Annotated in this window: 7 protein-coding genes; 3 read left to right on the plus strand and 4 right to left on the minus strand. The window is 65.2% G+C overall.

Features of this window, described 5'->3' with window-relative positions; genetic code table 11:
* Positions 1-58: 58 nt before the first annotated feature.
* Both ABWP09_RS12425 and ABWP09_RS12430 read right to left on the minus strand, forming a co-directional pair.
* Positions 59-919, minus strand: coding sequence for a hypothetical protein (locus ABWP09_RS12425; RefSeq protein ID WP_353205446.1), 861 nt, complete (start codon positions 917-919; stop codon positions 59-61).
* A 125-nt stretch (positions 920-1,044) separates the two neighbouring features.
* Positions 1,045-2,283 carry a hypothetical protein gene (locus ABWP09_RS12430; protein ID WP_353205447.1) on the minus strand — a complete coding sequence of 413 codons (1,239 nt, stop codon included), beginning with the start codon at positions 2,281-2,283 and terminating at the stop codon, positions 1,045-1,047.
* Between the two features lie 333 nt (positions 2,284-2,616).
* Between ABWP09_RS12430 and rplK the strand changes: the two genes are divergently transcribed.
* The 3 genes from rplK (at position 2,617) to ABWP09_RS12445 (ending at position 4,231) form a co-directional block, all read left to right on the plus strand.
* Complete coding sequence (gene rplK / locus ABWP09_RS12435) at positions 2,617-3,048, plus strand: 50S ribosomal protein L11 (protein ID WP_188445773.1); 432 nt, start codon at positions 2,617-2,619, stop codon at positions 3,046-3,048.
* A 4-nt stretch (positions 3,049-3,052) separates the two neighbouring features.
* Complete coding sequence (gene rplA, locus ABWP09_RS12440; RefSeq protein WP_353205448.1) at positions 3,053-3,745, plus strand: 50S ribosomal protein L1; 693 nt, start codon at positions 3,053-3,055, stop codon at positions 3,743-3,745.
* A 279-nt stretch (positions 3,746-4,024) separates the two neighbouring features.
* Positions 4,025-4,231, plus strand: a complete 207-nt coding sequence (locus ABWP09_RS12445; RefSeq protein ID WP_133190054.1) for a cold-shock protein — start codon at positions 4,025-4,027, stop codon at positions 4,229-4,231.
* A gap of 9 nt (positions 4,232-4,240) precedes the next feature.
* Here the strand turns inward: ABWP09_RS12445 and ABWP09_RS12450 are convergent, their stop codons facing one another.
* Positions 4,241-6,226: an AsmA family protein gene (locus ABWP09_RS12450; protein WP_353205449.1), complete on the minus strand. Its 1,986-nt coding sequence runs from the start codon at positions 6,224-6,226 to the stop codon at positions 4,241-4,243.
* A 102-nt stretch (positions 6,227-6,328) separates the two neighbouring features.
* Positions 6,329-7,132, minus strand: a complete 804-nt coding sequence (locus tag ABWP09_RS12455; protein WP_353205450.1) for an aminotransferase class I/II-fold pyridoxal phosphate-dependent enzyme — start codon at positions 7,130-7,132, stop codon at positions 6,329-6,331.
* Positions 7,133-7,171 lie beyond the last annotated feature (39 nt).

Consider the following 7,171-nt stretch of genomic DNA (forward strand, 5'->3'; position numbering starts at 1 on the left):
GAAAGACGCGGGAGGTAATCCCGCGTCGCCGGCCGGGCCTGCGGCGTCTCGGGGACAGCTACGCTTTCCCCGTGCGCCTTGGCCGCACCTGCGCCAGATCCGGCAGCACCGGCGCCTCCGGCTCGTGCGGCGACTGCCCGCGCCCCTCGCGCTGCGCCGCTCGACGCACCGCATAATCCTCGCGGTCGCGCGCGCGTTCGGCTTCCCACATCGCGCCCAGCCGGAAGCTGTACGCCTCCTGCGATTCGCCGCGGCGGCGCTTGATGTGGGGCGGTTCGGCCTGCAACCGCACTTCCTTCTGGTGGAGTTGCAGCACCTGCATCGCCTGGTCGAAGCTCAGCGGCGGCACCGGCGGGGGATCGTTGTGGCGCCACGCATCGTCGCGGTAACTGTCGGCCAGGCCGGCTTCCAGCACCGCCGCCTCGATCCGCTCATAGCCCATTTCGAGCGCCATCCGCATCTCGCGCGCAAAGGCGGGGTTCTGGCGGCGGCGCGCGTAGAAAGCGGAATGCGAGAAGCCCGCCGCCGCCGCCGCGAGCCGGACGTTGGCGGTCGCGGACAAAGCGGCGAGAAACGCCTGTTCGGCCGCACGCGTCAGGCGCCCGGCCGAGGTTCGTCGGACTTGCAGGCGGCCCGAAGCGGTGCGGAGGATTTTCGGCTCGGTGGCACTAGCTGCTGTCCTGGTACGCAGCCTCGGCTTAGCTCCGGTGCGCTTCAGCGCGTGCAACGCGGCATGCGCGATGGCGAGCGCCATGTCCCATTCGGCCGCGAAGGCCGGGTGCTTGACGCGGCGTTTGGTGAATTTCGCACGGTGCGCACCGACTTGCCGCGCCGCCTCGCGTACGTTGCCGATCTGCCGCAGCGCCTTGAGGAAGGCGGCGTTCTCGAGGCATTGCGCGCGGGTGAGCGGTCGGACCATTGCGCCCAACCATTTCTACCGCGTTTTCCTACATTGCAACCCGCCTCGGGTGCGGCTCTTCCGGCCGGATCGTGCGATGCTGGTCGCATCCGATCCGGCCACCCCGTCCGTACCGATCGCTGCACTTACTGCGCGAACAGCAATCCCCACATGAAGTCATAGGCGGTATAGCCCGGGGCTGGCGCATTCGGCCCGATCGGCGATCCGACATTGGCCGGGCCCGACGCATTGAACGACGCCCCCGCATGGCACGAAATGCACGACGATTGCGCCAGCGGGACGTTGGCGTTGAGCGTCTCGACCACCGAACTGCCGAGCAGCGTCGGATTGGCCGCGGTCCCGAAGGTGCTTTGCGATCCGCCCAGGCAATAATTGGCGAAGACCGCAGCGACATTGGCTTGCTGCATCAACGCGGTGACGTTGGACGTTTTCGGGCAAGCGCCATATTGCCCCCACGCCTTGGCGTTTGCCGGCGTGGTCGGCGTCGTCGCGCCGAAGCTGTCGCTGCACCCGGTCAGATCGCAGCGGCCCGGCGTATAGGCATTTTCGAAATCGGCCCAGATCCAGTCGGGAAAGCCGGGGGTCTTGACCGAAAGATGCATGCTGGTCATCGCATAGGCCGTCGCCGGGCCTTTGCCGACATTGGCGCTCGACGTGTAGAAATTGGCGGTGACAAAGCTCGCCGGCTTGCCCAGCCAGGTCGCCAGCGTCGCGACCGGAATCCAGTCGGCTTTCACCTCGAGCGCGTTCCACGGCGCGGTGACCGGCCTGCCCGTCGCGTAATATTGGCTGATCCCGGCCGACGACCACAGGCCGTTGCCGACCAGATAATCATAGGTCGCGCGGTCACGGCGAACCTCTTCGCCGACGCAGCCGGTCTTGGGAAAGCCCGACCCCGCCGCCGCCCCGTTGAGCCCCGGCGGGGTGCCGCAGCCTTGCGCGGGTCCGATGACCTGCACGCCAAAGCCGCGTCGGGCGCTGCGCAGCGCCGCGGTTGCGCGCATGTGCGCCATGCCGAGCAAGCTGCGCTGCAGCGACTTGGGCGCGCGTTTGGACGTCGCGCTCGGCCATGTCGGCACATTGCAGCCCGGTACGGGTTTCGTCGGCGCACATGGATTCGAAACATAGATGTCCTGATCCGAGGCAAAGGTCTCATACGCGACCTTGCCCGGTGCGCCCGACGGGGTGACGGCGAGGATGAATTGCTGCCACGAGACCAAGTCGGTCGAGATTGGCGGGGGCGGAACGATTTGGGCAGGTTTGGCGCTGCTTTGCACGCCGCCGAGCGCAAGTGCCACAACAGCAGTCGCCGATAGTCCCAGCGAAACAACCGCACGACGTGATTTGAAGGTCGATCCAGACATGGTCTTTGCTCCCCATACAAATGATGATAAACGCACTGTTACCTGTCGATAGTCTCTCCGATCCGATATTAGAGACCGCGATTACGCATTAATTTAACGTCACTTCTGTAATATAGCGAAGTCCATTACGGTGCTACTTACGGGGTACGTCGACGCTGCGACGCTTGGCCGTTGCGAGAAGGCCGCAGAGGCCGGGCACAAGCATTTGCATCGCGGCGCGCATTCGGTTATGCGCGCCAACTTCCAACGGCACATCGTCGGAACCATCCGCGGGAGACGGGCCATCGGCCCGTCGTCTGGACCGCTAAACTTGAAACAGAGTGAGGCTGCCACATGGCAAAAAAGATTACCGGCTATATCAAGCTGCAGGTTCCTGCAGGCAAGGCCAACCCCTCGCCCCCAATCGGCCCTGCACTGGGTCAGCGCGGCGTCAACATCATGGAATTCTGCAAGGCGTTCAACGCGCAGACCGGTGACCAGGAAGTCGGCACGCCGCTGCCGACCGTGATTACCGTCTATGCCGACCGTTCCTTCTCGTTCGAGACCAAGACGCCGCCGGCATCGTACCTGATCAAGAAGGCCGCTGGCCTCAAGTCGGGTTCGAAGGAGCCGGGCAAGATTTCGGGCGGCACGATCAAGCGCTCGCAGCTCGCCGACATCGCGACCGCGAAGATGAAGGATCTGAACGCCAACGATCTGGGTGCCGCAACGCGCATCATCGAAGGCTCCGCCCGCGCAATGGGCCTCGAAGTGGTGGAGGGCTAAGATCATGACATTCATCAGCAAGAAGCAGAAGTCGGTCACGATCGATCGTGAAAAGCTCCACGGCATCGACGAAGCGATCGCTTTGGCGAAGTCGGGTGCGACCAGCAAGTTCGACGAGACGATCGAAGTTGCGATGAACTTGGGCGTCGACCCGCGCCACGCCGACCAAATGGTCCGCGGCGTTGTGACGTTACCCAAGGGCACGGGTAAAACCGTCCGCGTCGGCGTGTTCGCCAAGGGTGCGAAGGCCGAGGAGGCTTTGGCCGCCGGGGCCGATATCGTTGGCGCGGAGGATCTGATGGAGATCGTCCAGGGTGGCACGATCGATTTCGACCGCTGCATCGCGACCCCCGACATGATGGGCATCGTCGGTCGACTCGGCAAGATTCTGGGGCCGAAGGGCATGATGCCGAACCCCAAGCTCGGTACGGTCACGATGAACGTCGCCGAAGCCGTAAAGGCAGCAAAGGGCGGCCAGATCGAATATCGTGTCGAAAAGGCCGGGATCATCCATTCGGGCATCGGCAAGGCGTCGTTCCCGGCGGAAGATCTGCGCGCCAATTTCGACGCGCTGATCGATGCGATCGTCAAGGCCAAGCCGTCGGGCGCCAAGGGCAAATACGTCCGTAAGGTCGCGGTTTCGAGCACCATGGGTGCCGGGATCAAGGTCGATGTGGCTGAGGTTTCGGCCGCCTGAGGCGTCCCATTCGACTGGCGACATGATCGAGGGCCGGGGCGCAATCCCCGGCCCTTTTTCGTTCTTCCCCCTCTTCCCGCTTGCGGGGAGAGGGTCGGGGAAAGGGAGAAGGAGGACGCGCCATTTGCTATTCGGGCGAAATGCGCCTAGAGCGCTCAGGCTACTTTCGCAAATCGACGGTCTCTGGCGCTTTGCGGCTCCATCTTCCTTCTTTCACTGCTGATTACGGCACACGTCGACGCGGCTCTCGCGTCGCCGCAACCAAAGAAGGATACCTTCATGACTATCGGAACCGTAAAGTTCTTCAATGCCGACAAGGGCTATGGCTTCATCGCGCCGGAAGGCGGCGGCGAGGATGCCTTTGTGCACATCACCGCAGTCGAGCGCGCCGGCATGGCGACCCTCGATAAGGACCAGCGCGTCCAGTACGAGCTTGAGCAGGACAAGCGCGGCAAGATGTCGGCTGTGAACCTGCAGCACGCCTAACAGCGTCTGCTACAAGAAAGGGCGGTCCGGTTTTCCGGGCCGCTCTTTTTTTGTGTTCAACGCAAGCGCCGTCGCGACCGCGCTTGCACAGCCGAAGCTCGCGGGCGGCGGGATCGGGATGTCGGGCGGGGTCCTGGTGATGCCAAGCGCCTGGCCGAGCGAGCGACCGAACACCTTGAGCAGCGCGCCGGGCGTCGGCTTATCGGTGGTGCCGGCGCCCGCGACGGAGACGGTCGGGGCGCTCAGCGTGCCGCCGATGCGGATCGGGTCGGCAATACGCAGCAGCGCGCGGCTCTTGCTCGTGCCCGCGAGCGTCACCTCGATGCGCTCGCCATCCAGCACAATCCGCCCTGCCCCGCGCCCGACCGAGCTGCCGGTGTCGATGCCGAGCGGATGCGGCACCAGCACGCCATCGGTGGCACTGAAATTGGCGACGAGACAGCGCAGCGGCACTTGCTGGCTCGGCCCCTCAATCGCGTGGATGACCGCACCGCTCAGATTCTGGCCGAGCACGTCGGCGACAAGCCGCTTCACATGCCCCTGCGTCGCGACCATCGCCGCCTTGCCCGAGGCGTGCGACAGCGCTTCACGCACGGTATCGCCCTGTCCGCTGAGCACGATATGCCCGCGCACCTGACCGCCGACGATCTCGGGCTGGCCGATCAAGCCTTCGAGCGTGAGCCCCGCCAGACGAAGGTCGAGCGATAGTTTGGGAAGCCCGCTGCGATGATCGACGCGCGCGGTGCCGGTCATCCGGCCATTGGCGAGCGTGGCGACGATATTGCTGGCGGTCAGCAGTCGGTGATCGAGGCTGAGTGTTCCCGAAAGGCTGCGAAACACCGTGCCGCCCTTGGCAAGCAGATGATCGGCGGAAAAACGGATCGTGCCATCGGTCTTCCACAGTTTCGACAGGTTGATGCGCGTCGGCGGGATGACGCGCGGGCCAATCGCGGCCTGGCGCTGGGCGGAGGCCGCTTGCCCGTTCGCGTCGGCCAGATCGTCGAAATCGAAGTGTGTGGCGTGCAGCCGCGCATCGATTGCGGTGCGCTGATTGATCTTGTGGACGGTCGCGACGCCGGTGAAACGCGAGCGACCGATGCGGCCGCCGATCCGGTCGACATACCAGTCGCGCCCGTTATGCCGGATCGTCCCCGTGACCGCGACGGCTTGCGTGCCGAACAGGCCAGCCTCGATGATGCGGTCGATATTCTTGAGTGTCGGGGCCTGCGCCGCGATGGCGGCGGTGAAGTGGCGCGTGTCGAGCACCCCGTTCATCTGGCCCGTGGCGGTCATGTGCAAGACGGGCGACGCCAGCGTGGCGGCGAAGGGATAGGGCGCGGCGGGGTCGATCCCGGTGATCCGCCCGCCGGTCAGGTCGAGTGTGACGGGTGAATTCAGAAAGCTGCCGGTCGCAGACAGGCGGAGGCCATGAGTCGAATCGACGGAGAGCGGCCCCGCAATCATCAGGCTGCGCTTGGCGTCCCGCAGCACGATCTGCGTGTTGGTAACGGCCAGGTCCGACAGACTAAGGCCGGTCGAGTCGGCGGTGCGCGATTTCGGTCCCTCGGGCTGCCAGTTCGCCCGACCGTCCGCATCGCGGATCAGCACAATCCGCGCGCCATCGATCGTCACGCGGTCCGGGCGGAACGTGCCGAACAGCAACGCGAACACCGGCACGCGCACCCGCGCCGTGCCGACGCGGACGAAATCGCCGGCACCGGCCCAAGCGGGCTGCGCGATCCGCACATCGCGCACCGAGACAATCGGCGTGTACGAAAACACGCCATCGCGCGTGATCGCGCCGACCTGCACATGCGTCTTGAGCGCGACCGACAGGCGCTCCTCGACCAGCCCCCGCATCAGCCCGACCGGGACCGCACCCAGCGCGACGACGAAGAGCGCGAGCGACGCCAGCACGGCAAGGGCGATGCGCGGCAGCAACCAGCGCCAGCGCGGCGGCCGCGCGGTGCTCGGCAGGTTTTCCGGGATGGACACACAGGGGAGAACCCGGCGACGCGGAATTTGTTGCACCAACGTGGCGATGCGATGACACGCAAGACCCGGATTACGCCGCCCTTGGTCCGCGCGGGTACCCGATCACGCGATAATCTTGTCGAGCGCGGTACAGAACGCCTTCATCTCCGCCGCCGAGCCGACCGTTACGCGGCTGACCGTCGGCCAGATCGGCCAGGACCGCCCGATTTCGACGCTTTCCTTGCGGAAGGCGGTTTGCATGTCCCTGGCTTGTTTGGTTTTCCAATCGATCATGAACATGTTGGCGTCGGTCGGGAACACCGTCACGCCCTTCGCCGTGAGATGATCGAGCGTCAGACCACGCGCGACCTGCATTTCCTTGCGGCGCGCGGCGATCAGCGGGGCGGCGGTCAAGCTGGCAGTGGCGCAGGCGATGCTGGTGACGGGCAAGGCACCCGATTGCATCCCGCCATCGTAGCGCATCATCTTCTGGATGTTGGCGGGCTGGGTGATGATATAGCCCATGCGCAGCCCCGCCATGCCGAACAGCTTGGAGAAGGTGCGCATCACGATCACGTGCTTGTGCTGCAGCGCGAGATAGGAGGCGACGGGGACGCCGGCGAAATGCGTGTACGCTTCGTCGATCAGCACCATCGCATCGGTCGGTTTATTGGCGATCAACCATTCGATATCGGCGAGCGGCGTGATCGTGCCGGTCGGGTTGTTGGGGGTGCAGATATAGAACAGCCCGGCATTCGGGTTGGCCGCGACCATCGCCTTCACGTCATGGCGGTAATCGGGCGTCAGCGGCACCGCATTGACCGGCGCACCGAGCCAGGCCGCAGTGCGCCCGGCAAGCTCGAAGGTCGGGTCAGCGGTGACGAGTCCTCTGGTCGGCGAACAATAGCTGACGACCGCGCGGCACAGCGGATCGCTCGATCCCGGCCACGGCGCGACATGATCTTA

It is taken from the genome of Sphingomonas sp. (assembly GCF_040398505.1).
Lineage (GTDB): Bacteria > Pseudomonadota > Alphaproteobacteria > Sphingomonadales > Sphingomonadaceae > Sphingomonas.

What these genes read in the sequence shown, in the direction of transcription:
- ABWP09_RS12425 (WP_353205446.1), bottom strand. Translation starts at nt 919, where the DNA reads ATGGTCCGACCGCTCACCCGCGCGCAATGCCTCGAGAACGCCGCCTTC.
- ABWP09_RS12430 (WP_353205447.1), bottom strand. Translation starts at nt 2,283, where the DNA reads ATGTCTGGATCGACCTTCAAATCACGTCGTGCGGTTGTTTCGCTGGGA.
- rplK (WP_188445773.1), top strand. Translation starts at nt 2,617, where the DNA reads ATGGCAAAAAAGATTACCGGCTATATCAAGCTGCAGGTTCCTGCAGGC.
- rplA (WP_353205448.1), top strand. Translation starts at nt 3,053, where the DNA reads ATGACATTCATCAGCAAGAAGCAGAAGTCGGTCACGATCGATCGTGAA.
- ABWP09_RS12445 (WP_133190054.1), top strand. Translation starts at nt 4,025, where the DNA reads ATGACTATCGGAACCGTAAAGTTCTTCAATGCCGACAAGGGCTATGGC.